The following is a 24,900-nucleotide window of genomic DNA, read 5'->3' as shown; positions in this document are numbered from 1 at the left end:
GTGGCGCACGTGGGGCGCTTGCTTTCACCACCCCCGCTCTGACCGAACCTCTTTAGCCGCATTTGTAATGAGAGCCCAGAGCCACATGTGTGCATGCCTGGACTCCCGCGCGCCCGCAAGCCAGTCGTCAAATCGGCGCGCCAGAGGAAGGTGATTATAGAGCAAGCGGCGGCGGACGCATCACCGCAGCGTGATGCGCCCGATCCCCGGCCCTACGTTGGTCAGAGGCCGGCCATGTTGATGTACTTGATCTCCAGGTACTCGTCGATGCCGTATTTCGAGCCTTCGCGGCCCAGCCCCGATTGCTTGACGCCGCCAAACGGCGCCTCCGCTGTCGAGATCAGGCCGGTATTGACGCCAACCATGCCGGACTCCAGCGCATCCGAAACACGCCAGGCGCGGCCCAGATCGCGCGTGTAGAAATACGCGGCGAGACCGAACTCGGTGTCGTTCGCGGCCGCCACGGCTTCGTCTTCCGTATCGAAAGGAATGAGCGCCGCCAGGGGGCCGAACGTTTCTTCATGCGCCACGAGCATGTCGGCCTTTGCATCGACGACGACGGTCGGCTCAAAAAACGCGCCGCCCTGTGCGGACAGCGCATGCGGCTTGCCCCCCACCAGCACGCGGGCACCCTGGCGTACGGCGTCGTCCAGATGCTGTTGCACTTTCTCCATCGCGCGCATGTGGATCAGCGGGCCCTGCTGCACGCCGGGCTCCGTGCCGTTGCCCACGCGCAGCGCGCGCACCGCGTCAGCCAGCTTGGCAGCGAAGGTGTCGTAGATGCCGCGCTGCACGTAGAAGCGGTTCGCGCACACGCAGGTCTGACCCGCGTTGCGGTACTTGGCGATCATCGCGCCTTCCACGGCCGCATCGACGTCGGCATCGTCGAACACGATGAACGGCGCGTTGCCGCCCAACTCGAGCGAGAGCTTCTTGATGTCGTCCGCGCACTGGCGCATCAGCAGACGACCCACGGCCGTCGAGCCCGTGAAGCTGAGCTTGCGCACGACGGGGTTGGAGGTCAGTTCACCGCCAATCGCCTGCGAATCGCCCGTGACGATCGACAGCAAACCCGCCGGCACGCCGGCGCGCGCCGCCAACTCGGCAAACGCCAGGGCCGAGTAGGGCGTTTCCAGCGCCGGCTTGACCACCATCGAGCAGCCGGCCGCCAGCGCCGGGCCGACCTTGCGCGTCATCATCGCGATGGGGAAATTCCACGGCGTGATGGCCGCGCTCACGCCGATCGGCTCCTTCTGCACGACGATGCGGCGATCGCCCTGCGGCGAAGGAATCGTATCGCCGTAAATGCGGCGCGCCTCTTCCGCAAACCATTCGATGAACGACGCGGCGTAGGCGATTTCACCGGCGGCTTCGGGCAGCGGCTTGCCTTGCTCGGCCGTGAGGATGGCCGCAAGGTCCTGCTGGTGCTCCATCATCAGATCGGCCAGCTTGCGCAGGATCCTGGCGCGATCGCGTGCGCTCACCTTGCGCCAGGCGCGTTGTGCAACCTGGGCGGCATCGATGGCGCGGCGCGTTTCGGCGGCGCCCATGCCGGGCACGGTGCCGACCTTACGGCCCGTGGCCGGATCGGTCACGTCGCGCGTGGCGCCGTCATCGGCATCGGCCCAGGTGCCTGCGAGGAACGCCTGCGTGCGCCACAGGCCGGGGTCTTTCAGTGCGATCGGCGGCGTAACCGGCGCGCTCGGCAAATCGGTGCGGGTCATGGTGTCAGCCCTCCAGTGCGCGTTGCAGGATGGCAAGGCCCTCTTCGAATACCGCGTCTTCAATCGTGAGCGGGAACAGGAAGCGGATCACGTTGCCGTACACGCCGCACGACAGCAGAAGCAGGCCGGCTTCGAGCGCCCGTTGCTGCACGAGCTTGGTGAAATCGGCGTCGGGCTTGCCGTCCGGCGTGTTGAATTCGACAGCAACCATCGCGCCCACGCCGCGCACTTCTGCAATGCGCGGCTGCTTGGCCTTGGCAGCGTTCAGTGCATCGACCAGACGTGCGCCCAGCGCGGCGGAGCGCTCGCAGAGTTTCTCGTCGGCAATGATGTCGAGCACGGCATGTGCGGAGGCCACCGCCAGCGGGTTGCCTGCGTAGGTGCCGCCGAGCCCGCCCGGCGCCGGTGCGTCCATGATCTCAGCACGGCCCGTGACGGCGGACAGCGGCAGGCCGCCGGCCAGGCCCTTGGCCATCGTCGTGATGTCCGGCAGCACGCCGGTGTGCTCCATGGCAAACAGCTTGCCGGTGCGGGCAAAGCCGGTTTGCACTTCGTCGGCGATCATCACGATGCCGTGCTCGTCGCACAGCGCGCGGATGGCGCGCACAAAGTCGGCGGGCATCTGGTAGAAGCCGCCCTCGCCCTGCACCGGCTCGAAAATGATGGCCGCCACCTGGCGCGGATCGATATCCGCCTTGAACAGACGCTGGATAGCGTCCAGCGCATCCTGCGTGCTTACGCCATGCAGCGCGATGGGCGCCGGCACGTGGTAGATGCTGCCCGGAAACGGCCCGAAGCCCGTCTTGTACGGCACCACCTTACCCGTCAGCGACATGCCCATGAACGTACGGCCGTGGAACGCGCCCGTGAGCGCGATCACCCCCGGGCGGCCCGTGTGCGCCCGCGCGATCTTGATGGCGTTTTCGACAGCCTCGGCGCCGGTGGTGAAGAACGCGGTCTTCTTGGCGTGCGTGCCGGGCGTGATCGTGTTCAGGCGCTCGGCCAGCTCGACGTACGAGCCGTACGGCACGATCTGGAAAGCGGTATGCGTGAAGTGATCCAGTTGCTCGCGCACGGCCTGCACCAGGCGCGGGTGGCGATGGCCCGTGTTGACCACGGCAATGCCGGCCGCGAAGTCGATGTAGCGGCGGCCTTCGACGTCCCAGAACAGGGCATTCTCGGCGCGCTCGGCGTAGCGGTCGGTCATCACACCGACACCGCGCGGCGTAGCGGCGAGGCGGCGGGCATTCCATTGGGCGTTCTGTTGCGGATCTCGGGCGTTCATGGCGGTCGTGTGCGTTGGGTCAAGAAAGATCGGATGCGAGCCAGTGTGGCGCCATTGGCTCTGTACAATAAGACCCAATCAGGTTTTTCTTTTGGAGCCACTTTGGCTCCATCACGCGCCATGGCCGACCACTCCCCCACGCACCGCGCCAGCATGCTGGTCGACTACCTCCAGCGCCGCTTCGACCGTGCCGGGCCGGGTGGCGAACCCGACCACCGCCGTCTGTACCGCGTGCTGCAAGAGGGCATCCTGCGCGACGAACTGCAGCCGGGCACCCGCCTGCCGTCGTCGCGGCAGTTGGCGACCGAGCTGGGCATCGCGCGCAACACGGTCATCCACGTCTATGAACAACTCGGCGTGGAAGGCTATGTCTCGGCGGGCGTGGGCAGCGGCACTTTCGTCGCCGATACCGCGCCGGACCGGTTGGACGCGGCGCCTGCACAGGCTGCCGCCGTCGCCACAGCAGCGGCCGCGCCGATCGCCGAGGCAGCCACGCCGTCTGCGCCGATGCTTTCGACGCGCGGCCGTGCGCTGGTGCGCGATGCAGGCGCCAGCTCGCGCCAATGGGGCGCCTTCATGCCGGGCGTGCCGGAGGTGCGGATGTTTCCGGCGCGCATCTGGTCACGGCTGCACAACCGGCTGCTGCGCAAGCCGTCGCCCGCGCTGCTGACGTATCCGGTGGGCGCGGGCTACCTGCCGCTGCGCACCGCGCTGGCCGACTACCTGCGCACCGCGCGCGGGGTGCGCTGCGAGCCCGAGCAGATCATCATTACCGCGGGCATCCATCCGTCACTCCAGCTCATCGCGCAACTGCTGTGCGACGCCGGCGACAGCGCGTGGATCGAAGACCCCGGCTACTGGGGCGTGCGCAGCGTACTCACCGCTGCGGGCGTGCGCACGGTGCCACTGCCGGTGGATGACGAAGGCATGCGCTTCGACATCCCCACGCGCGGTCGCCAGCGCAGCAAGCCGCCCAAACTCATGGTGGTTTCGCCGTCGCACCAATACCCGCTCGGCTCGGTGATGAGCCTGGCGCGACGCCGCGCGCTGCTCGCCACCGCACACGCCACCGATGCGTGGATCGTCGAAGACGACTACGACAGCGAATTCCGCTACGGCAGCCGCCCGCTGCCGTCACTGCAAGGGCTGGATGAAGGCGGGCGCGTGCTGTACATGGGCACGTTCTCGAAGGTGCTGTTCCCCAGCTTGCGGATCGGCTATCTGGTCGTGCCGCCGGCGCTGGCCGATGCCTTTGCGACAGGCCTGTCGGAGATGTTCCGCGGTGGCCAGATTCTCACGCAGGCGGTGCTGGCGGACTTCATTGCGGAAGGCCATTTCGTCTCGCACATCCGGCGCATGCGCGGTGTGTACGCGGAACGGCGTGAAACGCTGCTGGCTTCCATCAGCCGCGAATTTGGCGACGCGCTGCCCGTGCATGACGGCGCGTCCGGCCTGCATCTCGTGCTGGGCTTGCCGGCCGGCACCAACGATGTGGCCGTTGCCGATCTGGCGCTTGCCAACGACGTCGTCACGCGGCCGCTCTCACGGTATTACCAGGACGATGCGCGCCGCCTGCCTGGGCTGCTGCTGGGCTACGGCCATGTGGAAACCGAGCAGATTGCGGCGCGGTTTCATACGTTGGCGGAGGCGATACGCGCCGTCGGCTGACCCACGACGCGCGCAATAAAAAAGCCCCGCATTGCGGGGCTTTCTTTTAGATGATGCCGGCTCAGGCCAACAGCACGCGCAACTGCGCATCGGCACCTTCGACCGGAGACTTCCGGAAACCGCTCTTCGCATACCGATGCCAGCGCCCGAGCACTGCACACACGAGCAGGTTGGCGCGCGAAGCGATGTCGGTATCCGCAGGCCAGGCGCCCTGCGTGACCGCCATGCGCAGGCTCTGCTTGAGCGAGGCCTCGATGCGATCCAGGCACTGCGCCATGCGCTCGGGCAGGCGCTCGTCTTCGCCGACCAGCGCATCGCCCACCAGCACGCGCGTCATGCCCGGATTCTTGTCAGCAAACGACAGCAGCATGTGCGCGATGGCATGCGCCTGCCGCAGGCCGTGTTCTTCACGCAGCGTGATCTGATTGATGAGGCCAAAGACGGTCTGCTCGATGAATTCGATCAGCCCTTCGAACATCTGCGCCTTGCTGGCGAAGTGGCGGTAGAGCGCCGCTTCGGAGACATCCAGCCGTGCCGCCAAACCTGCGGTTGTGATTTTTTCACCACGCGGATGCTCCAGCATGCCGGCGAGCGTCTGCAGAATCTGCACGCGGCGCTCGCCCGGGCGGGGTCGTTTGCGTACCGGCGGTGCTTCTATGGCGACGTCCGCGACCGGCTCGGCGGTCGGAAACTCCGTTTGCGCGTTGCTCATGACTTCCTGGCCCCTCTCCCGTTCTGAGCGCGGAGTGACTGCCTAGCCGCGTCGAACAAGCCTTCGTTTTAGTTGAAGCACCGATTTTACTTTCACGCTCACATAGCCGGGCCGGTTGGCGAACAAAATCGGTGTGGCGGCCGGCTGATGTGGTGAATTTGCACGTGCGCCCATGGCAGAGGCTTGCATTGGATGCAATGCGTCGGCAGCGGAAGTGGGCTGCACGCCGGGCGGCACGCGCCGCAGATAGCCCGTCACCCACACCGTGCCGATGCCCAATCGCCGATAGCGTTTGAGGTGAGAAAGCGTGTCTTCGACGAGGATGGCGCGCGATGGCGCAATACGTTCGCGCGCGAGCAACCGGCGCAGCATCAGCGGATCGGGCTTCGGGCGCAGGCGCCGGTGCACCCACATGTGCTCGACGGCAATTTCGCGCAGGAATGCGCGTTTCAGGCCAATGAGCCGCAGCACCTCGCGCGCGTAGGCAACCGGTGCGTTGGTCAGCAGGATCTTGCGCCCGGGCAGGGCGCGCAGCAGTTGGGCGAGGCCGCGTTCGGCGCGCACCATGGCGCGCAGGTCTTCAAAGCGGTGGGCCTCTGCGAGGAAATCATCGGGGTCGACGCCGTGATGGCGGACCATGCCGAGAATCGTGGCGCCATAGCGGCGCCAATAGTCCACGCGGACCTGGCTGGCCGTGGCGTCATCCGTGCCGAGCACGCGCGCCACATACGCCGTCATCAGCCGGTTGATCTGCGGAAAGATCGCGTGGGAGGCGTGGTGGAGGGTGTTGTCGAGGTCGAACAGCCAGACCGGCTGCCGGGCGGGCACGGAGCCCGCCGGCACCTCGCGCGGGAAGGTGCGCGCAGCATGGCGCACCCGCACCGCCCGGGTGGTTCGCATCAGTGCGAGCGGATCATCGTGCCGAACGCCTGTTCGGTCAGGATTTCCAGCAGCAGCGAATGCTCGATGCGGCCATCGACGATGTGCACGGAGTTCACGCCGCTCTTGGCCGCATCCAGCGCCGACGAAATCTTCGGCAGCATGCCGCCCGAGATCGTGCCGTCGGCAAACAGCTCGTCGATCTCGCGGGCCGACAGGTCGGTCAGCAGGTTGCCCTGCTTGTCCATCACGCCCGGAATGTTGGTCATCATGACCAGCTTCTCGGCCTTCAGGATCTCGGCCATCTTGCCGGCCACGACGTCGGCGTTGATGTTGTAGGCCTGGCCTTCGTCAGAGAAGCCGATGGGCGAAATGACCGGAATGAACGCGTCGTCCTGCAGCGCCTTGACCACGGCCGGGTTGATCGTCTCGATGTCGCCCACGAAACCGATGTCGAGAAACTCGCCCGGCTTCTCGCGGTCCGGCATCTTCAGCTTCTTGGCGCGAATCAGGCCGCCGTCCTTGCCGGTCAGGCCGACCGCCTGGCCGCCGTACTGGTTGATCAGCATGACGATGTCCTGCTGGACTTCGCCGCCCAGCACCCACTCGACCACTTCCATGGTCTCTTCGTCGGTCACGCGCATGCCCTGGATGAAGGTGCCTTGCTTGCCGACCTTCTTCAGGGCTTCGTCAATCTGCGGGCCGCCGCCGTGCACCACCACCGGGTTCATGCCGACCAGCTTGAGCAGGATCACGTCGCGCGCGAAGCCATGCTTGAGCTTTTCCTCCGTCATGGCGTTGCCACCGTACTTGATGACGATGGTCTTGCCGTGGAACTTGCGAATGTAAGGCAGGGCCTGCGCGAGAATTTCAGCCTTCAACGCCGGCGCGATATGCGCGAGTTCGGGGGCGAGGCCAGCAGGGTCGGGGGCAGCAGAAGCGGTCATGACGGTGACATCCGGTTGGGCAGGTATGATGGAACGCCGAATGTCGCCTGCAACACAAAAAACGAAGCAGCCCATTTTCGGCAGCGGGATTTTACAAGAAAAGGCGCTACGGTCTGCCGGCGCACCTTATGTGCCCGCCATACCGTTGCCACGAAAGAACACCCTGGGGAAACATGGCCATCGCACCCGACCAACTCGACGCGCTGCGCCCTCACCTGCTGCGTTTTGCGCAACTGCAATTGCGCGATACGGCGCTGGCTGAAGACACCGTGGCCGACACCATCCTGGCGGTGCTTGAGCACCCGGAGCGCTTTGCCGGCAACGCCTCGCTCAAGACCTACGTCATCGGTATCCTCAAACACAAGATCATCGACGCGATCCGCTCGGGGCGGCGCGAAGTGCGCGTCTCGCTGCTTGCGGGCGGTGAATCCGACGAGGCCGGCATGCGTTCCGACGAAGCCGTCTTCGACAGCCTCTTTGCCGCCGACGGCCACTACACTAGCCCGCCATCCGACTGGGGCGACCCGGATGCCGCGCTGTCACGGCGCGAATTCTTCGACGTGCTGCAAATGTGCGTTGATCGGCTGCCGCCGCGGGTGGGCCGCGTCTTCATGATGCGCGAGTGGCTGGAACTGGAAACCGACGAAATCTGTCAGGAATTGCAGATCACGGCGACCAATGCCTGGGCACTGCTTTATCGCGCCCGCATGCGCCTGCGCGAGTGCCTTGACCTGCACTGGTTCGGCAATCAGCCGGCCGCCGCCTGAATCGCCCGTCAGCGCACCGAAGCCGCACACGCTGCATCACAGAGAACAACCATGCCGAACCGTTGGGGACTGCCCACCTGCAAAGAAGCCCACCGCATGCTGGTGTCGAAGATGGACCGCGACCTGTCCACAGGCGAGCGGCTGCGCCTGCGCGTGCATCTGTTCGCCTGCGATGCGTGCACGCGGTTCTCGCATCAGATGGGGTTTTTGCGCCAGGCGATGCACAAGCTCGGGCAAGACGACGACGGGAGCAACCCCGCGTGACTGCGCCGGCTGCCAACACCGTCTGCGCGATGTGCGGCGCGGACTTGCGCTGCGGCGCCATCGGCGACGGCACGGGGCCCGACGCGACATGCTGGTGCATGTCCGAAGAGACATTGCCGGCCAGCGCACGGCGCCCGGGACAGGGCTGCCGCTGCCAGCGTTGTCTGCGCGAAGCGATTGCGCAGGCGCGGGCGGCGTCTGAAGCCAACTGATCAGTCTTTGTCTTTGCTGTCGTCGTCCAGCGTGCGCAGTGCGCGTCGGACGTCGGCCCGGCCGCGCTGGCGCTCCGCGTGGCCGCCTTCGGTGTGGGCCCCGGCCTTGCGGCCACGGGCCAGCGGCACGAGAAAGTTGCGCGGGCGCGCAGTGCCGGCCTTCGTTGAAGGTTCGATGCGGAACGTCAGTTTCTGGCGAGTGCCCAGTGTCTTGTTAGCCATAGGAATGCTTCCTTGCGTGGCTTGAAGCGTCACTCGCCGCAAGCCATCAATGCTTGTGTTCGCCGCCGTGGTTCATGGCGGGCATGTTGCCGGCGGTCAGGTCGCGCACCCGCGCCTCGACCTTCTGCTCGACGACGCGCTTGTCGGCCAGCTCCACCTTCAGCGTGAGCGGCACGGTGGCGTCCTTGGCGAGCGGCTGCTTCAGGTCCATCAGCATCACGTGATAGCCGCCCGGCTTGAGCTGCACCGTCTGGCCCTTCGGCACCTCCAGCGACTGGACGGCGCGCATGCGCATGACGTTGCCTTCCATCTTCATCTCGTGGATCTCGGCCGTGCCCGCCACCGGCGTCGACACGCCCACCACCTTGGCACCGTCCGCCGATTGCAGCGTCATGAACGCGCCGCTGGAGGTCTGGCCTGGCACCGTGCCGCGCACCCACGCGTCTTGCACCGTGACCTGTGCAAAAGCAGCGGCACTGGCGAGCAGGCCAGCCGTGAGCACAGCCACGCAAGCGGAAGAACGGATCGATCGGGACGTCATCATCAAGGGCTCCTGTCAGGGACAAACGTGCTGCGCATTAAAGCACAGCGCCTGCGGGAAGATAGGTTGGGTGCACAATTGTGCGGCTGATTGACGCATCGCCGCACGGAGAACCGCGCGGTGCGCACGTTTACACTTGTTCACCATGCTTTCGACCCTGTCTCTTGCCGCCCCGCTGCTGGACGCATCCAGTCTACGCCGCCTCTTCTGGCTGCGATGGAGCCTGCTGGCCACCCAGCTGGTCCTGATGCTGCTCGCGCCGCTGGTGTTTGGCGTGCAATTGCCGGTGGTGCCGCTGCTGAGCGTGATGGGCCTGCATGCGCTGTTCAACCTGCTCACCGGATGGCGCGTTCGGCGCAACCGGCCCGTGCAGCATATCGAGATCACCGTCCAACTGCTGGTGGACCTGACCGCACTGTCCGCCCTGCTGTACTTCACGGGTGGCGCGACCAACCCGTTCGTCTCGTTCTATCTGCCGGCGCTGGCGATTGCTGCGGCCATGCTGCCGATTGCACACGTGGTGGGCCTCACGCTCTACGCGCTGGCCGCCTACAGCATGATGCTCGGCAACTACATCCCGCTGAAGCTGGCGAACCAGGCCGATGCCATGGCGTATCACCTCGCCGGCATGTGGATCGATTTCGTGGCCAGCAGCGCGATGATCGCCGGCTTTACGGCACGTCTGTCCGCTGCGCTGCGCGAGAGCGATGCGCAACTGACCGAAGCGCGCGAACGGCTGCTGCGCGAACAACGTATCGAAGCGCTGATGTCGCAAGGCGCGAGCGTGGCGCACGAAATGGGCACGCCGCTGTCTACCGTGGCCGTCATCACCGGCGAGCTGCAGCACGACGCGAAGCAGCCGGACTCGCCCCTCGCCCCGTATCGAGAAGACCTGCGCGCCATCGAACAGCAACTCGAACTGTGCCGCGCCGCCCTGGCGCGCTTGCAGCGCAAACCCAACGACGGCGCGCCGGAGCCGCTCGGCCAATGGCTACCCGGTTTTACGCAGACGTGGCAGTTGCGACATCCGGACATCCGCCTCCACACGGAGACCTCGCCAGCGGCACAGGCGGTGGAATTGGATGCTGTGAACGTCGGCCAGATCCTCACCATCCTGTTGGACAACGCCGCCCGCAGCCAGCACCACGCCGGGCGTGACCTGGTACCGCTGCTGCTGACCGCCAGGATCGACGCCAACCCCGATACGCTGCGCGATATGCCGCCGCAGATCGTGCTGTCCATTGTCGATACGGGGTTGGGCTTGCCGGAAGACCTGCGGACCTCGCTGGGCCGCACGCCTGTGCCGAGCCGGCACGGCGGTCACGGCATCGGACTGTACCTGGCTTCCACCACGGCGCGCCGCCTGGGTGGTACCGTGGTGCTGCGTCCGAATCCGCCGCAAGGTGCCATTGCCGAACTCCGACTGCCAATCGGTGGTCCGAAGGAACACCCGGCCGCTCCCATCATGGGCGCGCCTACCCTCTTCACATAACGAGACGGCCTGGCGCAGCCCCATGCGCGTACGGCCCCGGAGAACACCATGCAGCAGCCCGCCCCCTTTCTGATCCTCGATGACGACGACGTCTTTGCGCAGACGCTGGCGCGCGCGCTCACGCGTCGCGGCTTTGCTCCGCAGATCGCCCACACCGGCGGCGAGGCGTTGGCCCTGGCCCGCCAGACGCGGTTCTCGTATGTCACCGTCGATCTGCACCTGGCCGCCAGCGACAAGGGTCTGATGCCCCATGGCGGCACGGACTCCGGCCTGCACTGGATTGCCCCGCTGCGCCAGGCGCTGCCCGAGGCGCGCATGTTGATCCTCACAGGCTACGCGAGCATCGCCACCGCCGTGCAGGCGGTCAAGCTCGGGGCTGACGAATATTTGGCCAAGCCGGCCAATGTCGATTCGATTCTGCTGGCGCTGCAAGTCGGCGTGTCTGAAGCCGTGGCAGAGCAGACAATGGAAAACCCGGCGCCGCTGTCCGTCGCGCGGTTGGAGTGGGAACACATCCAGCGCGTGCTCGCCGAGCACGGCGGCAATATCTCCGCCACGGCGCGGGCGCTCAACATGCACCGGCGCACGCTGCAGCGCAAGCTGGGCAAGCGGCCGGTCGCCAAATAAGCGCCGGCCGCGCGAGGCTACATCAGCGCGGCATCACCAGCGGGTGTCACGCTCCCACGCCTTGAGTTCGTCTTCGGCGCGTTCCTTCGTGTAGCCGTAACGTTCCTGGATCTTGCCGGCAAGCTGATCGCGCTTGCCGCGGATCACCGTCAGATCATCGTCCGTGAGCTGGCCCCACTTCTCCTTGATCTTGCCCTTGGCCTGATCCCATTTGCCTTCGATCTGGTCCCAGTTCATACGTCCTCCATTGCGATTGAGATTGAGCGATTGAGACAAAGCAGGGGCGACCCGCAGGCCGCCCGTGCAGAGACTTCCTTGTGGCTTACTTCTTGAACTTGGCGGCGACGTCGTTCTGGCACTTCGTCTTCGCATCGCCGGACATGGCGTCGCAACGTTCCTTCGCGGCCTTGTAATTGGCGTCGTTGGTGTCCTTGACGGCGTCGCGGCGCGCTTCGCTCACGTCCTTGGCGTCACCGGTGGCCTTGGCATGGCTGACTTCTTCACCGGCCTTGGCGCGCGTGTAGGCGGCCTTGGCATCCTTCACGCAGGTGTCCTTCTCGTTGCCCTTCATGGCATCGCACTTCGTCTTGGCGACGTCGTAGTCGGCCTCGGCCTTTTCCTTGGCGGCGCGGTTGCGGGCGGCTTCAGTGCCATCGCGCTCCACCATCGCATTGGCTTTGGCGACGTTGTAGTCGCCCTTGGCCTGCGCACGGCAGACGTCGCGGTCATTGCCCTTCATCGCATCGCACTTGTCCTTGGCGGCTTTGTAGTTGGCATCGGCTTGCTTGACGGCGTTGTCGTAAGCACTGCGTTTGGCATCGTTCGGGGCCGAGGTTGCGGCGGGCCCGGTGGGCGCCGGTGTGGTCTGGGCGTGCACCAGCCCCATCGGGGCGCAGGCGAGCACGCAACACAGGGCCAGGCGTTGGATCGGTTTCATACGCTTCTCTCCTTGTCGTGGTTGGAATCGCGCACGCCACGTGCGCGGCGCGCATTGTCTGTGCGGCACCACCTTCTTCAGCAGATAACGGACCCGACCCCGGGTGATCCTGAGCAAACCCTTGCTGCGCCTGGGTTTGCGGCCCTCCAAACAAAACGGGCCGCATCGTCTCCGATGCGGCCCGAAATGCATATGGAATGCGTTGCTTACACGCTTAGAGCACGTAGCGCGACAGATCTTCGTTGCCCGACAGCTCGTTCAAGCGCTCGTCGACGTACGCGGCGTCGATGGTCACCGTCTCGCCCGACGATTTGTGCGCGTGGAACGACAGGTCTTCAAGCAGCCGCTCCATCACCGTGTACAGGCGGCGCGCGCCGATGTTCTCGACCTTCTCGTTGACCGAGCAGGCGATCTCGGCGAGGCGATGGATGCCGTCTTCCGCAAACACGAGATCGACGCCTTCCGTCTTCAACAACGCCTGATATTGCTTGGTGAGGCTCGCATCGGTCTGCGTGAGAATCGCGCGAAAATCTTCCACCGACAGCGAATCCAGCTCCACGCGAATCGGGAAGCGGCCCTGCAATTCCGGAATCAGGTCGCTCGGCTTGGACAGGTGGAACGCGCCCGACGCGATGAACAGGATGTGATCGGTCTTGATCATCCCGTACTTCGTGTTGACGGTCGTGCCTTCCACCAGCGGCAGCAAGTCACGCTGCACGCCCTGACGCGATACCTCGCCGCCGCCGTATTCACTGCGGCTGGCAATCTTGTCGATCTCGTCCAGGAACACGATGCCGTTCTGCTCGACGTTGGCCACCGCTTTCTGCTTCAACTCGTCTTCGTTCACGAGCTTCGCGGCCTCTTCGTCGATCAGCAGCTTGAAGGCTTCCTTCACCTTCATCTTGCGACGGTTCTTCTTGCCTTGGCCCAGGCCCGCGAACATCGAGCGGATCTGCTCGGTCATGTCTTCCATGCCCGGCGGCCCCATGATGTCCATGCTGGGCACACCCGCCGACACTTCCAGTTCGATTTCCTTGTCGTCGAGCTGGCCTTCGCGCAGCTTCTTGCGGAAGGTCTGGCGCGCGGTCGAATCCTTTTCTTCCGGCTGCGCAAAGCCGATGTCGCGCGGCGGCGGGATCAGCACGTCAAGAATGCGGTCTTCGGCTGCATCTTCGGCCTTGGCGCGCACCTTCTTCATCTCGGATTCGCGCGTTTGCTTGACCGCCATCTCGGCGAGGTCGCGCACGATGGTGTCGACGTCACGGCCGACGTAGCCGACTTCGGTGAACTTCGTCGCCTCGATCTTGATGAACGGTGCGTCGGCCAGCTTGGCGAGGCGCCGTGCGATCTCGGTCTTGCCCACGCCGGTCGGCCCGATCATGAGGATGTTCTTGGGCGTGATTTCCTGGCGCAGCGGGTCTCCCACCTGCTGGCGGCGCCAACGGTTGCGCAGCGCGACGGCCACAGCCTTCTTGGCCTTGTGCTGGCCGATGATGTGCTTGTCGAGTTCGGAGACGATTTCCGACGGCGTCATGGTTTCAGACATGGGAATCCTGTCGATGGGGGCGCTCGTTATTCGAGCGTCTCGATCACGAAATTGGTGTTGGTATAGATGCAGAGTTCGCCGGCGATCCGCAGCGATTTCTCCACCACATCGCGCGGGGCGAGGTCGGTGTTCTCCATCAGCGCCTTGGCGGCCGATTGGGCATACGAGCCACCGGAGCCAATGGCAGCAATGCCGCCTTCCGGGTCCAGCACGTCGCCGTTGCCGGTGATGACGAGGGTGGCTTCACGGTCGGCGACGATCAGCATCGCCTCAAGGTGGCGCAGGGCGCGGTCGGTACGCCAGTCCTTGGCGAGGTCGACGGCCGAGCGCAGCAAGTTGCCTTGATGCTTCTGCAGCTTGGCTTCAAAACGGTCGAGCAGGGAGAAGGCGTCGGCGGTGGCGCCGGCAAAACCGACCAGCACCTTGCCGTCGTAGATGGCGCGCACCTTGCGGGCCGAGCCCTTCATGACGATGTTGCCCAGCGTGACCTGGCCGTCGCCGCCGAGCGCAACTTGGTTGCCGCGCCGCACGCTGACGATGGTGGTGCCGTGATACTGTTCCATGCGCTTGTTCCTGGGGGTCGGGCTTGGCGCGGCCCCCAGCGGGCCGGCCAAAGAACTTCATACTTGACGCCAGCCCCGTGGATTTCAAGCCTGATTTCCGTCACAACGCACACTTTTTGTGCGCAGGAAATCGCTTCTTACGGCTTTTCTACCCCGTTCAGCGTGTCACATCGAAGGCATACGTGCGCTCGTCCAGACGCGGCACCATCGTGTAGCCCTTGCGCGCTGCCCAGACGTTGATGTTGAAGTAGAGCGGAATCACCCCGTCATCGCGCATCCCTATTTCCGTGGCGTCCTGCAGGAGCTTTTCGCGCTTGCTGTCGTCAAGCGTCTGCAGCGCCTCAGCCAGCTTGGCGTCGAGTGCGGGGTTCGAATAGCGCCCGCGATTGGACGCACCCCAGCCACGCGCGGGGTCGTACGTCGCCAGCAGTGCTTTCAGGCTGGAGCTGGCTTCACCCGTATCGGCACCCCAGCCCGCCTGCAGGAACGAAAAGTCCAGCTTGTTCGCCCGCGTGAAGAATGACGCCGACGGCAGCGTCTCGACCTTGGTGGCAATGCCAACCCGCGAAAGCATCGATGCGACCACCTGCGCGACGCGGTCATCGTTCGGGTAGCGGTTGTTGGTGGCGTGCAGCGTAATGGCAAAACCGTCGGGGTAGCCGGCCTGGGCGAGCAGCTTCTTCGCCGCGGCCGGGTCGGCGGCGGGTGCCTTCAGGCCAGGCACGTGGCCAAACAGCGAGCTGTTTACGAGTTGGCCCGTCGGTTCGGCCGCGCCCTCCATCACGCGGTCGACGATGGCCTGGCGTGAAATCGCCAGCGAGATCGCCTCGCGCACGCGTGCGTCCTTGAGCGGATTCTTCGACAGCGGCTTGCCCGCCTTGTCGGTCACGAACGGCGACACATCGCGGTTCGAATCCATATGCAGATACATCATGCGAAACACCGGCATCTTGAACACCGTCACCGCCGGATCGGCTGACAGCTTCTTGATGTCCGAGCTGGGCACGTTTTCGATGACCTGCACATCTCCCGCCAACAGCGCCGCCACGCGCGGTGCATCCGCCGTCAGAATGCGCAGCGTCACGTGCTGCCATTGCGGCTTCTTGCCCCAGTAACCGTCAAAGCGCGTCAGCTCCAGCCGATCGCCACGATTGAAGGAGACGAACTTGTACGGCCCGGTGCCGATCATGGTGCGGCCATTATTGAAGTCATCCGCGCCGGCTTTTTCGACCGCTTTTTTCGACACCATGTAGATGGTCGACAGGTCGTTCGGCACCAGCGGATAGGGGCCGTTGGTGGTGATGCGCACGGTGAGCTTGTCGACGGCCGTCACCTCCTTGAAGCCACGCGTATAGATCGTGAACGGCGATGGGCTGTTCTTGATGGTGGCCGGGCGCGCCAACGAATAAACGACGTCGGCGGAGGTGAACTCGGTGCCGTCATGGAAATGCACGCCGGGACGCAGCTTCACTTCCCACACCGTATCGCTCAAAGCTTTCCACGACGTAGCGAGGCCGGGCTTGAGGCGCATCTTCTCGTCCTTGGCGATGAGCGCCTCGAACATATGCTCGGCCACGTTCGAATTGGGCGTGACGTTATGAAAGTGCGGATCGAGCGAAGTGACATCGCTCGACAGGCCGACCACCAGCGTGGAGGCCGGCTGGGCATGCACAGCGCTCGATGTGAGCGCCGAAAGCGCCGTGGCAAAAGACAGCGCGGCGACAAGGTTCGCAGCGCGTAGCAGACGCAGGACCGGCATGACGACTCCCCGATGGTTCGTGACGAAAGCAAAACGTTCGGAGATTGTCAGGACCGGACGACGCCGGTGTCAACGTCGATGAAGCAGGGGGGCTGCGTGCTCAGTGATGGTGCCCGCAGTCGCAGTCGTCACCGTGTTGGTGATCATGATCGTCGTCGCCGTCTTCATCGTCATGGTCATCGTAGGCCCACGCGGGGAACGGATCGGACAGCGCGGCCCACGCCTCGGGGCCGGCAACCATCTCCGCCTCGGTCAACAGACAGGCGTCGAGTTGCGCGATGAGCGCGGCTTCGTCCAGGTCCGTGCCAATGAAGACCAGTTCCTGACGGCGGTCGCCCCATTGCGCGGGCGCACCGTTGTCGTGCATCTTGTCCACGATGTCTGCGCGGGCTTCTTCTTCATCGGGCCACTCGGCTTCATCCACAGCAGCCCACCAGGCACCCGCGCCGCCGTGACGCATCACGCCGCCGGCCTGGCCCCAGCTGCCCGCCGTGTCCATGCGTGAAGCTAGCCAGAAATAGCCCTTCGAACGCAACACGCGGCCATGCTCGCGCAGCCATTCGGTGTGCATCAGATCCCACAGACGCTGCGGGTGGAACGGCACGCGGCGGCGATAGACGAAACTGCCGATGCCGAGCGCTTCAGTTTCGGGCACATGTTCGCCGCGCAGCTCGGCCAGCCACGCAGGCGCCGCCGATGCGGCATCGAAATCAAAACGATGCGTATTGAGGATTTCGTCCAACGGCACCTTGCCGAACGATGCCGGCACGACGCGCGCCCGCGGGTTCAATGAATGCAGGATGCCGGCCAGACGTTCGCGCTCCGTATCGCTCACGAGATCGATCTTGTTGAGCACGATCACGTCGCAAAACTCGACCTGTTCGATGAGCAAGTCGACGACGGTGCGATCGTCATCTTCATCACGCGCCTGGCCGCGATCGGACAGAAAATCAGCAGCGTCGTAGTCGGCCAGGAAGTGCTGCGCGTCGACCACGGTGACCATGGTGTCCAGGCGCGCGAGGTCGGACAGCACGTCGCCTTCAGCGTCTTCAAACGTAAACGTCTCGGCAATCGGCAGCGGCTCGGCCACGCCGGTCGACTCGATCAGCAGATAGTCGAAGCGGTCTTCCCGGGCCAGGCGCGCGATCTCGTCGAGCAGGTCTTCGCGCAGCGTGCAGCAGATGCAGCCGTTGGACAGCTCCACCATGCGTTCGTCGGTGCGCGAAAGCTGCGCACTGGTGGCCGTGCCATCGCCGACGAGCTGCGCGTCGATGTTGACGTCCGACAGGTCATTGACGATCACGGCCACGCGCTTGCCCTCGCGGTTGGCGAGCACGTGATTGAGCAGCGTGGTCTTGCCGGCGCCCAGAAAGCCGGACAACACGGTAACGGGAAGCGGACGGGACATGATCAGCGGCCTCGGTTCGTGGCCAAACAAAGCAAACAGCCCGGTGAGTTACCGGGCTGCCAAATCAAATGAATGCGTCAGACAACTGCGACGCGTGCGTCAGTCACCCATCAACTTCTGGCGCTTTTCGCGGCGCTCTTGCGCCTCCAGCGTCAGCGTGGCCGTCGGGCGGGCGAGCAAGCGCGGAATGCCGATCGGTTCGCCGGTCTCGTCGCAGTAGCCGTAGTCGTTGGCATCGATGCGGGCGATCGACTGTTCGACCTTCTTGAGCAGCTTGCGCTCGCGATCGCGCGTACGCAGTTCCAGCGCGTGCTCCTCTTCGATGGTGGCACGGTCTGCCGGGTCCGGCACGATCACGGTCTCGCGCAGGTGCTCGGTGGTCTGGTTGGCGTTCGCGAGAATTTCATCGCGCATTTTTACAAGCCGGTCCTTGAAGAAGGCGAGCTGCGCCTCGTTCATGTAATCCTTGTCGCTCATCTTCAGGATTTCGGCTTCGGTGAGTAGTTTCTTGCTGCTCATGGTTGCTGCAGATGATCCTGGTAAATCGCGCGCCGTCTCGGCTATCGCGTCGTCCTTGCGCGGGGATGCGTCGGACTCATTCTGGCTGGCGGCGGACTTGCCGCCCCACGCGCCTCCTTTTGCCTCTCCCGCAGCGGCGCCCCCTGCCGCTTTTTTTCGGGTGGCTGGCGCAGCCTGGGCTGCTGCCGACTCCGTTCCGGGCTGCCCGGCTCCAACGTTGGCGCCGCGCCCTTCCTTGGTCTTAGTCACCATCGCCTGCTCTCCTATCGGACGTGCTTCGGACGACGTGCTTCTAAATCGACCTATTGTAGCTGAACGATCTTACCCGAACTATCGGAGAAACACGGACACAAAATCCGGCCCGGATTCTGCCTGAAAGCGCGCGGCGGGGCCACCCAAAAGGAGGGTAAAAGCGGCCGGATCAGGCCAGGCAGTTCTCCAATCCTTTCAGAATCGTTTCGCGCGGCAGGTCGACACCGATGAACACCATCCGGTTGGAAGGGGTCTCGCCGTCCCATTTGCCGCCCACATCGCTGCCCATGAGCTGGTGCACGCCCTGGAATACGACCTTGCGGTCGACGCCTTCCATGTACAGCACGCCCTTGTAGCGCAGCAGCTTCTCGCCGTAGATGTTCAGCACGCCGGAGAGAAACTCCTCCAGCTTGGTGTAGTTGAACGGCCGTTCGCTGCGGAAGACGAACGAGGCGATGCGGTCGGTATGGTGCGCATGCCCGTGATGGTGGTGATGGCCGTGACCGTGGTGCTCATGATCGTGGTCGTGATCGTGATCGCAATCGGCCGAGCAGGCGTGGTCATGATCGTGATCGTGGTTGTGATCATGACCGTCTTCGCGCAGGAAGTCGGGGTCGATCTCCAGCTTTGCATTCAGATTGAAGCCGCGCAGATCGAAGATGGTGTCGATCGGCGCGTCGCCAAAATTGGCGGTGCGGATCGGGGCGCGGGGGTTCATGTGCAGCAGGCGGTGGCGTAGCGCGTCCACGTCGTCGGCGGACACCAAATCGCTCTTGGTGATGAAGATGGCGTCAGCAAAGCCCACCTGGCGCTGCGCCTCTTCCTGCTTGTCGAGCTGCATGTTGCCGTGCTTGGCGTCGACCAGCGTGATGACGGCATCCAGCAGGTAGCGGCTGGCGATCTCGTCGTCCATGAAGAACGTCTGGGCAACGGGGCCGGGGTTCGCAACGCCGGTCGTTTCGATGACCACGCGATCGAACTGGATCTGGCCGTTGTCGCGGCGCGTGAGCAGATCGGACAACCCCTTCACCAGATCGCCGCGGATGGTGCAGCAGATGCAGCCGTTGCTCATCTGCACGATCTGCTCGTTGCCGTCCTGCACGAGGATGTCGTTGTCGATGTTCTCTTCGCCGAACTCGTTCTCGATCACGGCGATCTTCATGCCGTGCTGTTCGGTCAGGATGCGCTTGAGCAACGTGGTCTTACCGCTGCCGAGAAAGCCCGTCAGGATGGTGACCGGGATCATTTTGGACATGATGCGTTTCCTGTCTTGTGATGAGACGCCAGATGCGCGCAATCCGCGCAAGCGCCCTTGATGGTGAGTTCGGCATGGTCGGCTGCGAAGCCGGCGGGCAGGGCGGCCTTCGGCATGGCCGGCGGCTCGGCACCCTCCAAGCAGAAGTCGCGCCCGCATTGCGTGCAGTGGAAGTGACTGTGCGAGCGGTGCGCCGCTTCGCGCGCGGCATCGTGCTCGGCCAGGCTGAAGCGGAAGACACGATCGGCCCCGGCCGTCTTGTGGACGATGCCGCCTGCCACGAGCCAGTCGAGCACGCGGTAGACCGTCACGCGGTCGATGCCGGAATCGTCCGGCAGCGCATCGCATACCGCCTGGTGCGAGAGCGCATCGGCGCCCTGCATGAGCACAGCGAGCACGCGCACGCGGGGCTCGGTCACACGGCTGCCCAGGCCGCGCAGGCGTGCGCGGGCAGCCTCTTCAGGCGAACTGGGTTGCGAAGTGGCGAGATCGTCGCGCGGGGCCGGGGTATTCATGCGCGGGATTGTCCCACGGGGCGCGGGTTGCTGCAATTGAGTTGCAATTGGGCGGCCTTGCACCGCCCAGGGTTTCTTTTCGCGCGGCGGTAGCGCTTATGCCGCAAATGCCAGACACACCGGCGTCGGCACTTTCGCCACCACCGCCGGCTGGTCCAGCTTGCCGGTCTGGCCGTCGATGCGCAGCCGCAGGATGGTGTCGCCCTTCTGGTTGAGCACGTAGAGGTGGCTGCCGTCGGGCGCCATCGTCATCGCCCGCGGAAAGTGCACGCCCTCGCTCCAGTACTGAAGCGGCGCGAGCTTGCCAGAGGCGTCAATGCTGAATGCGGCCACGCTGTCGGCCAGCGGGTGGTCGGACTTCAGCTTCCGGTTGCTGGCGTAGAGGAACCGCCCGGACGGGTGCATCAGCAGCTCGGCGCCGCTCTTCTGGCCTGTGTAGTCGGCAGGGGTGGTGGAGATGCGCTGACGCTCTTCCTGCACGTGGCCGGTGGCGGGGTCGTAACCGTGGCAGGCGACCGAGCCTTCCAGTTCGTTGATGACGTAGAGCAGCTTGCCTTGCGGATGCAGCGCCAGGTGGCGCGGGCCGCTGCCAGGCTTGAGCTGCGCACGGTCACGCGGGGCAAGCTTGCCGCCCTCAATGGCAAACACGTTGATGCGATCGGTGCCCAGGTCGGTGCCGATCACGTGCTGGCCGGTGGTGTCGAACAGCATCATGTGCGCGTGCGGCGCCTCCTGTTCGGGGCGGGGGCCGGAGCCGGTGTCCTTGAAGATGCCGGAGACGGTGCCGAGCTTGCCGTCCTCGCCGATCGGCAGGAGGTTGTACGCGCCGCCGCTGTAGATCGACACGCACAGGTGCTTGCCGTCCGGCGACACGACCACGTGTGCGGGGTTCGTGCCCGACAGCGACAGCGGCTGGCGGTTCAGCAGCGTCAACTTGCCGTCGCGCGCGTCGATCGCATAGGCCTCGGCGCTGCCGTTCGGCCGACCTTCATATACCTCAAGTTCGTTGATGGCGTACAGGAACCGCTGATTCGGGTGCACGGCCAGGAACGACGGATTGGCGCTTTCGACGACCTGCACCTGCGTCCATGCATCGCCGCGCGGTGCGAGCACATAGATGCCGCGCGCGGCCGGGCCACCGGCGGTGCCGCCCGGCGCATTGAACGTGTACGTGCCGACATAGGCGAAGCGGGGAGCGCGCGCATTGCCTGCGGGCTGCGCGCCCGACGCGGCAGGTTGTTCGGCCGCCTGGGCCATGACGGTTTTGGGAAGAGCGCCCAGCAAAGGCAAGCTACCGGTCCACTGCATGAAAGTTCGACGAAGACGATTGGTCATTGGATGGCTCCATCAAACACGCACGGACATGGCGTGGTGGAAGATGTTGTTCGGATCATACCGGCGCTTCACATCCTGCAGAAACGCGTACAGGTCGCCGCTGCCGTAGTAGAGCTGCGGCCAGAACGGGTAGGCGAGCATGTCGACGTCGGGGTAGTTGATGTAGCAGCCCTCGTACCGGTCGCCCGGGTAAGGTGTGCCGCTGTGCGGCGCGGGCACATCGGGCGCGCCGTAGACGTCGCGGTAGAAATCGCTGATCCAGCGCAGGTGGCCAGCGTCATCGGCGGCGGACGTCCAATACGTCTGGTACTGCAGCTTCATGATCGAGGCGCGCTGCGGCACGGCGGTGTCGCCGATGCGCTCGGCCTTGTTGACGGCGCCGCCGTACGAATCGACTTGCAGCAACGACTGGCTCAGATCGACGCCCGGCATCGTCCGCGTGAGGTGGACGTAGATGCGTTGCGCCTCGCGCGCCGTGAAGCCGCGCTTCATGTAGGCCGATTTGTACTTGCCGCGCTGATTGGCCCCTGAGCCGTTCAGGTACTGCGTGGCCGTCAGCCAGTCGTATTGCACGATGGTATGCGGCTTGGAGCAGAGCAGTTGCCCCACGCCCTGCTTGTGCGCAGGGCCGTAGCCGGGCGGGCGCCCCTTGACCGGCGTCGGCGCGCAAGCCTGGAAGCGGCTCAGAAAATCATTGAGGACGGAGAGATCGCGGCACGTGCCATCCGGGTTGCAGAACTGCGTGAGCAGCACGATCTGCCCCGACGATTTGTGCGTGAGTTTGAGCAGCGAGAACATGCCCCACGTGTCCGGATCCTTGCCACGCGTCTCCCAGTATTCGCCGTAGATGCGCAGCAGTTCGGCAAAGCGCTGCGGCGTCATGGTCGCCCAGTCGAAGGCCACGGTGGCAAGCGCCACTTCCTGCGGCGCCTCGGGCAGCTTGGCGAAGGTGTAGCCCGTGATGACGCCGAAGTTGCCGCCGCCCGCGCCGCGGCACGCACGGAACAGATCCGGATCATGCGCCGCATCCACCGTGCGCGCAGCCGCCTTGCCGGTTTTATCCACGGTGACGATGTCCACGGCCGAGAGCCAATCCACCGTCAGCCCCTGCAGCCGCGACAACAGCCCATACCCGCCGCCGCAGATATGCCCGCCCGCGCCCACCGAATAGCAGGAGCCGCCGGGCAGCGTCACGTTGCGGCGCTTGTACAGCTCCAGGTAGCCGTTCCAGTTCTGCGTGCCGGCCGGAATGCGCACCGACCCGTCGGCGCGCACTTCGGGCGTGGCGAGCAGGCTCAGGTCGACGATCGTGCCGTCGGGGTTGTTGGAGACGAAATCCTCGTAGCAATGTCCGCCGCTGCGCACGGTCGGGCGCTGGCCCGCGTTGATGATGCGCTGCACGGCGGGCGCCACGTCGTCGGGCTTTTCTATGAGGGCGATGCGGCTGACAGCCTGCGCATCTGTCGAGGGCCAACGCAGGTTGAAACCATGTTTGAGCGTGTTGTAGCGAGGGTCTTTGCGCGTCACATCCAGTGTCATCGACGACTCCCGGTGAGGGCGTTTGCGCAAGCGTTGCGCAAACGGAGTTGGATTCGGACGCGTGGCGTCCGGCGGTTCCAACTTAGTCGCTCGCAGGCCCGGCTTCCATCAGACAATGCCGATACGGCTGGGTCATCGCGCCACGTGCGCGAACCATCCGACCACGCGCGTTGCCGTTGCGGCCCACAGCGGCCGCACCAGCCAGCACGCCGCAGCCCACGCGAGGATCACCACGACCAGATCGCAGCGACCGCTCTTCCACAGGTTCAGGGAATGACGCCCCCAGATCCAGGGCACACCCAGCGGATTGGGCCAGTCCGCCAGCAGATGCATCAGCCCGCCGCACGCGAAGCCGAACAGCAGCGGCGCCCACAGCTGCGCATGGCCCAACGCCTGGTACGACAGAACAAGCACCGCAACCCAGCCGATGCCCCAATGGGTGGCGGTGCGATGCGTGATCCAGAGGCGGCGCGCACGGGTCCACCAGGCCACCTCCATCCAGTCTGGTGCGGTGCTGCCGGCCACCGCCGCGCAAAACGCCAGGAGGCTGCCGAGATGTTCGAGAGACGTGTGCGAAGCCTGTGCGACGAGGGCGGCGGCAATCAGGCCTGCCGCCCAACCCGTCGCATGATGGGCAGCGTTGGAAGCCATCGACGAGATGCGGAAAACGAAGGACCGCATCTTCGCAATGGCGGCTTGCCGGGACAAGCCAAAAATTGCGACAAATTGCTAGCCGACTTGCAACAGCAGGCCCTTGAGGTATTCGCCTTCCGGGAAGCTCGTCAGCAGCGGGTGGTCGACGCCGCCCGCCAGCCTGCGCTGGATGCGCGCCGTCACCTTGGCATCGGCCGCCGCGCCCGCGACGATCTTCTGGAACAGGTCTGCGTCGATCGCGCCCGAGCACGAATACGTGAACAACAGGCCGCCCGGGCGCAGCAACTGCATGCCAACCAAGTTGATCTCCTTGTATGCGCGCGCCGCGCGATCGACCTGCTGCGCCGAGGCCGCAAACTTGGGCGGATCCAGCACGATCAGGTCGAACTGGCGGCCTTCCGCCCGGAAGTTGCGCAGCGACTTGAAGACGTCCGCATCCAGCCATTCGGCGCGCGCCGGATCGAAGCCGTTGAGCGTGACGTTGCGCTGTGCCACCGCCAGCGCCTCGCCCGACGAGTCGATCGACACCACCGAGCGCGCCCCGCCCTTGAGCGCCGCCAGCGAAAACCCGCCCGTATAGCAGAAGCAGTTCAGCACATCGCGATCGCGCGCCAAGGCGCCGACGAGCGCGCGGTTGTCGCGCTGGTCCACGTAGAAGCCGGTCTTGTGGCCTTCGCGCACGTCCACGTAATAACGCACGCCGTGCTCGGTGGCAGACAGGTCGGCGGCAGGTTCCGCACCGGCCAGCACACCGGTCATCTGCTCCAGGCCTTCGCGCTCGCGCACGCTCACGTCCGACCGTTCGTAGACGTTCGGGCAACCCGTCTCTTTGATGAGCGCCGCGACGATCGCCTGCTTCCAGTGCTCCACGCCCGCGGCGCTGAACTGGCAGACGAGCTGGCCCGCATTCCCTGTGCCGTACTGGTCGACGATCAGGCCGGGCAGGCCGTCGGCTTCGCCCATGACGAGGCGCACGGCGTCGGTGTCGTGCACCCACGCGCGGCGGTACGCCACGGCCGCGGCAATGCGGCGCTTGAAGAACGCGTGGTCGACGGGCTCCGATTCATCAAAGCTCCACACGCGCGCGCGAATCTGCGAGACAGGGCTGAACGCGGCGCGCGCCAGAAACTGGCCGTTGTGTGCGCGCACGATGACGGTCGCGCCGGAGGCCGGCTTGCCCTCCACGCGATCGATGGCGTTGGCGAAAATCCACGGGTGCCGGCGCAGCAGCGAGCGCTCCTTGCCGGGCTTCAGAATCAGGGTTTGCATACGACTGGG

Annotated in this window: 26 protein-coding genes; 6 read left to right on the top strand and 20 right to left on the bottom strand. The window is 65.1% G+C overall.

The annotated features are described in order from the left end of the window. Positions 1-221 precede the first annotated feature (221 nt). Both ABIC76_RS09890 and gabT read right to left on the bottom strand, forming a co-directional pair. Entirely contained in the window at positions 222-1,724 is a 1,503-nt protein-coding gene (locus ABIC76_RS09890; RefSeq protein ID WP_354533828.1) for an NAD-dependent succinate-semialdehyde dehydrogenase, read from the bottom strand. A gap of 4 nt (positions 1,725-1,728) precedes the next feature. Next, on the bottom strand, positions 1,729-3,009 hold the full coding sequence (gene gabT / locus ABIC76_RS09885; RefSeq protein ID WP_354533827.1) for a 4-aminobutyrate--2-oxoglutarate transaminase: 1,281 nt from the start codon (positions 3,007-3,009) through the stop codon (positions 1,729-1,731). Positions 3,010-3,162: 153 nt separating this feature from the next. On the opposite strand from gabT, the gene pdxR reads away from it, so the two are divergent. Next, a complete protein-coding gene (gene pdxR, locus ABIC76_RS09880; RefSeq protein WP_354534212.1) occupies positions 3,163-4,677 on the top strand; it encodes a MocR-like pyridoxine biosynthesis transcription factor PdxR in 1,515 nt (504 codons plus the stop codon). Positions 4,678-4,738: 61 nt separating this feature from the next. On the opposite strand, the gene slmA is transcribed toward pdxR, so the two are convergent. The 3 genes from slmA to argB are packed head-to-tail and all read right to left on the bottom strand — an operon-like array spanning position 4,739 to position 7,215. After that, positions 4,739-5,389 carry a nucleoid occlusion factor SlmA gene (gene slmA / locus ABIC76_RS09875; protein ID WP_027678656.1) on the bottom strand — a complete coding sequence of 217 codons (651 nt, stop codon included), beginning with the start codon at positions 5,387-5,389 and terminating at the stop codon, positions 4,739-4,741. A 42-nt stretch (positions 5,390-5,431) separates the two neighbouring features. Next, on the bottom strand, positions 5,432-6,289 hold the full coding sequence (locus ABIC76_RS09870; RefSeq protein WP_316888965.1) for an HAD-IA family hydrolase: 858 nt from the start codon (positions 6,287-6,289) through the stop codon (positions 5,432-5,434). Next, the gene (argB, locus tag ABIC76_RS09865) at positions 6,289-7,215 is read right to left on the bottom strand and encodes an acetylglutamate kinase (protein ID WP_027678658.1); all 927 of its coding nucleotides are present in this window, start codon (positions 7,213-7,215) and stop codon (positions 6,289-6,291) included. The genes ABIC76_RS09870 and argB overlap by 1 nt, the downstream gene beginning before the upstream one ends. A gap of 173 nt (positions 7,216-7,388) precedes the next feature. Here argB and ABIC76_RS09860 point away from each other — a divergent pair, with 173 nt between their 5' ends. Genes ABIC76_RS09860 through ABIC76_RS09850 form a run of 3 tightly spaced genes read left to right on the top strand, consistent with a single transcriptional unit; the run spans position 7,389 to position 8,458 of the window. After that, a complete protein-coding gene (locus ABIC76_RS09860) occupies positions 7,389-7,982 on the top strand; it encodes a sigma-70 family RNA polymerase sigma factor (RefSeq protein ID WP_004628241.1) in 594 nt (197 codons plus the stop codon). Between the two features lie 51 nt (positions 7,983-8,033). Continuing rightward, entirely contained in the window at positions 8,034-8,246 is a 213-nt protein-coding gene (locus ABIC76_RS09855; protein WP_027678660.1) for a zf-HC2 domain-containing protein, read from the top strand. Beyond that, on the top strand, positions 8,243-8,458 hold the full coding sequence (locus tag ABIC76_RS09850; protein ID WP_102064174.1) for a cysteine-rich CWC family protein: 216 nt from the start codon (positions 8,243-8,245) through the stop codon (positions 8,456-8,458). Before ABIC76_RS09855 ends, ABIC76_RS09850 begins: the two co-directional genes overlap by 4 nt. Here the strand turns inward: ABIC76_RS09850 and ABIC76_RS09845 are convergent, their stop codons facing one another. After that, entirely contained in the window at positions 8,459-8,680 is a 222-nt protein-coding gene (locus ABIC76_RS09845; protein ID WP_092974084.1) for a hypothetical protein, read from the bottom strand. A 46-nt stretch (positions 8,681-8,726) separates the two neighbouring features. Further along, a complete protein-coding gene (locus tag ABIC76_RS09840; protein ID WP_102065108.1) occupies positions 8,727-9,221 on the bottom strand; it encodes a copper chaperone PCu(A)C in 495 nt (164 codons plus the stop codon). A 145-nt stretch (positions 9,222-9,366) separates the two neighbouring features. Here ABIC76_RS09840 and ABIC76_RS09835 point away from each other — a divergent pair, with 145 nt between their 5' ends. Together ABIC76_RS09835 and ABIC76_RS09830 are read left to right on the top strand one after the other, a co-directional pair. Further along, a complete protein-coding gene (locus ABIC76_RS09835) occupies positions 9,367-10,713 on the top strand; it encodes an ATP-binding protein (RefSeq protein ID WP_102064173.1) in 1,347 nt (448 codons plus the stop codon). A gap of 48 nt (positions 10,714-10,761) precedes the next feature. Beyond that, the gene (locus ABIC76_RS09830) at positions 10,762-11,340 is read left to right on the top strand and encodes a response regulator transcription factor (RefSeq protein ID WP_004628252.1); all 579 of its coding nucleotides are present in this window, start codon (positions 10,762-10,764) and stop codon (positions 11,338-11,340) included. A gap of 33 nt (positions 11,341-11,373) precedes the next feature. Here the strand turns inward: ABIC76_RS09830 and ABIC76_RS09825 are convergent, their stop codons facing one another. The 13 genes from ABIC76_RS09825 to ABIC76_RS09765 all read right to left on the bottom strand — a co-directional run bounded on the left by ABIC76_RS09825 (position 11,374) and on the right by ABIC76_RS09765 (position 24,891). Next, a complete protein-coding gene (locus tag ABIC76_RS09825; protein WP_004628255.1) occupies positions 11,374-11,577 on the bottom strand; it encodes a CsbD family protein in 204 nt (67 codons plus the stop codon). Between the two features lie 85 nt (positions 11,578-11,662). Then, positions 11,663-12,277, bottom strand: a complete 615-nt coding sequence (locus tag ABIC76_RS09820) for an HlyD family secretion protein (protein WP_102064172.1) — start codon at positions 12,275-12,277, stop codon at positions 11,663-11,665. Between the two features lie 214 nt (positions 12,278-12,491). Then, complete coding sequence (gene hslU / locus ABIC76_RS09815) at positions 12,492-13,823, bottom strand: ATP-dependent protease ATPase subunit HslU (RefSeq protein WP_102064171.1); 1,332 nt, start codon at positions 13,821-13,823, stop codon at positions 12,492-12,494. A gap of 26 nt (positions 13,824-13,849) precedes the next feature. Continuing rightward, complete coding sequence (gene hslV, locus ABIC76_RS09810; protein WP_004628261.1) at positions 13,850-14,386, bottom strand: ATP-dependent protease subunit HslV; 537 nt, start codon at positions 14,384-14,386, stop codon at positions 13,850-13,852. Between the two features lie 157 nt (positions 14,387-14,543). Next, the gene (locus tag ABIC76_RS09805) at positions 14,544-16,145 is read right to left on the bottom strand and encodes an ABC transporter substrate-binding protein (RefSeq protein WP_354533826.1); all 1,602 of its coding nucleotides are present in this window, start codon (positions 16,143-16,145) and stop codon (positions 14,544-14,546) included. Positions 16,146-16,245: 100 nt separating this feature from the next. Continuing rightward, positions 16,246-17,553, bottom strand: a complete 1,308-nt coding sequence (gene zigA / locus ABIC76_RS09800; RefSeq protein ID WP_354533825.1) for a zinc metallochaperone GTPase ZigA — start codon at positions 17,551-17,553, stop codon at positions 16,246-16,248. Between the two features lie 99 nt (positions 17,554-17,652). Further along, the gene (dksA, locus tag ABIC76_RS09795; RefSeq protein WP_024977044.1) at positions 17,653-18,072 is read right to left on the bottom strand and encodes an RNA polymerase-binding protein DksA; all 420 of its coding nucleotides are present in this window, start codon (positions 18,070-18,072) and stop codon (positions 17,653-17,655) included. A gap of 421 nt (positions 18,073-18,493) precedes the next feature. Further along, positions 18,494-19,579, bottom strand: coding sequence for a CobW family GTP-binding protein (locus tag ABIC76_RS09790; RefSeq protein WP_027678670.1), 1,086 nt, complete (start codon positions 19,577-19,579; stop codon positions 18,494-18,496). Beyond that, positions 19,567-20,094 (bottom strand): Fur family transcriptional regulator, encoded by a 528-nt coding sequence (locus tag ABIC76_RS09785; RefSeq protein ID WP_102064168.1) that lies wholly within the window; start codon positions 20,092-20,094, stop codon positions 19,567-19,569. Before ABIC76_RS09785 ends, ABIC76_RS09790 begins: the two co-directional genes overlap by 13 nt. Positions 20,095-20,190: 96 nt before the next feature. Beyond that, on the bottom strand, positions 20,191-21,429 hold the full coding sequence (locus tag ABIC76_RS09780; RefSeq protein WP_343548069.1) for a lactonase family protein: 1,239 nt from the start codon (positions 21,427-21,429) through the stop codon (positions 20,191-20,193). 12 nt (positions 21,430-21,441) lie between these two features. Further along, positions 21,442-22,968: an FAD-binding oxidoreductase gene (locus tag ABIC76_RS09775; protein WP_354533824.1), complete on the bottom strand. Its 1,527-nt coding sequence runs from the start codon at positions 22,966-22,968 to the stop codon at positions 21,442-21,444. 132 nt (positions 22,969-23,100) lie between these two features. Further along, a complete protein-coding gene (locus tag ABIC76_RS09770; RefSeq protein ID WP_354534211.1) occupies positions 23,101-23,619 on the bottom strand; it encodes a metal-dependent hydrolase in 519 nt (172 codons plus the stop codon). Between the two features lie 78 nt (positions 23,620-23,697). Beyond that, positions 23,698-24,891, bottom strand: coding sequence for a class I SAM-dependent rRNA methyltransferase (locus ABIC76_RS09765; RefSeq protein WP_102064164.1), 1,194 nt, complete (start codon positions 24,889-24,891; stop codon positions 23,698-23,700). Positions 24,892-24,900: the final 9 nt, after the last annotated feature.

Origin of the sequence: Ralstonia sp. 1138 (genome assembly GCF_040544795.1) — a bacterium.
GTDB classification, from domain to species: domain Bacteria; phylum Pseudomonadota; class Gammaproteobacteria; order Burkholderiales; family Burkholderiaceae; genus Ralstonia; species Ralstonia flatus.
The sequence above is the reverse complement of the archived record's forward strand: the minus strand, read 5'-3'. Positions and strand labels throughout refer to the sequence as shown.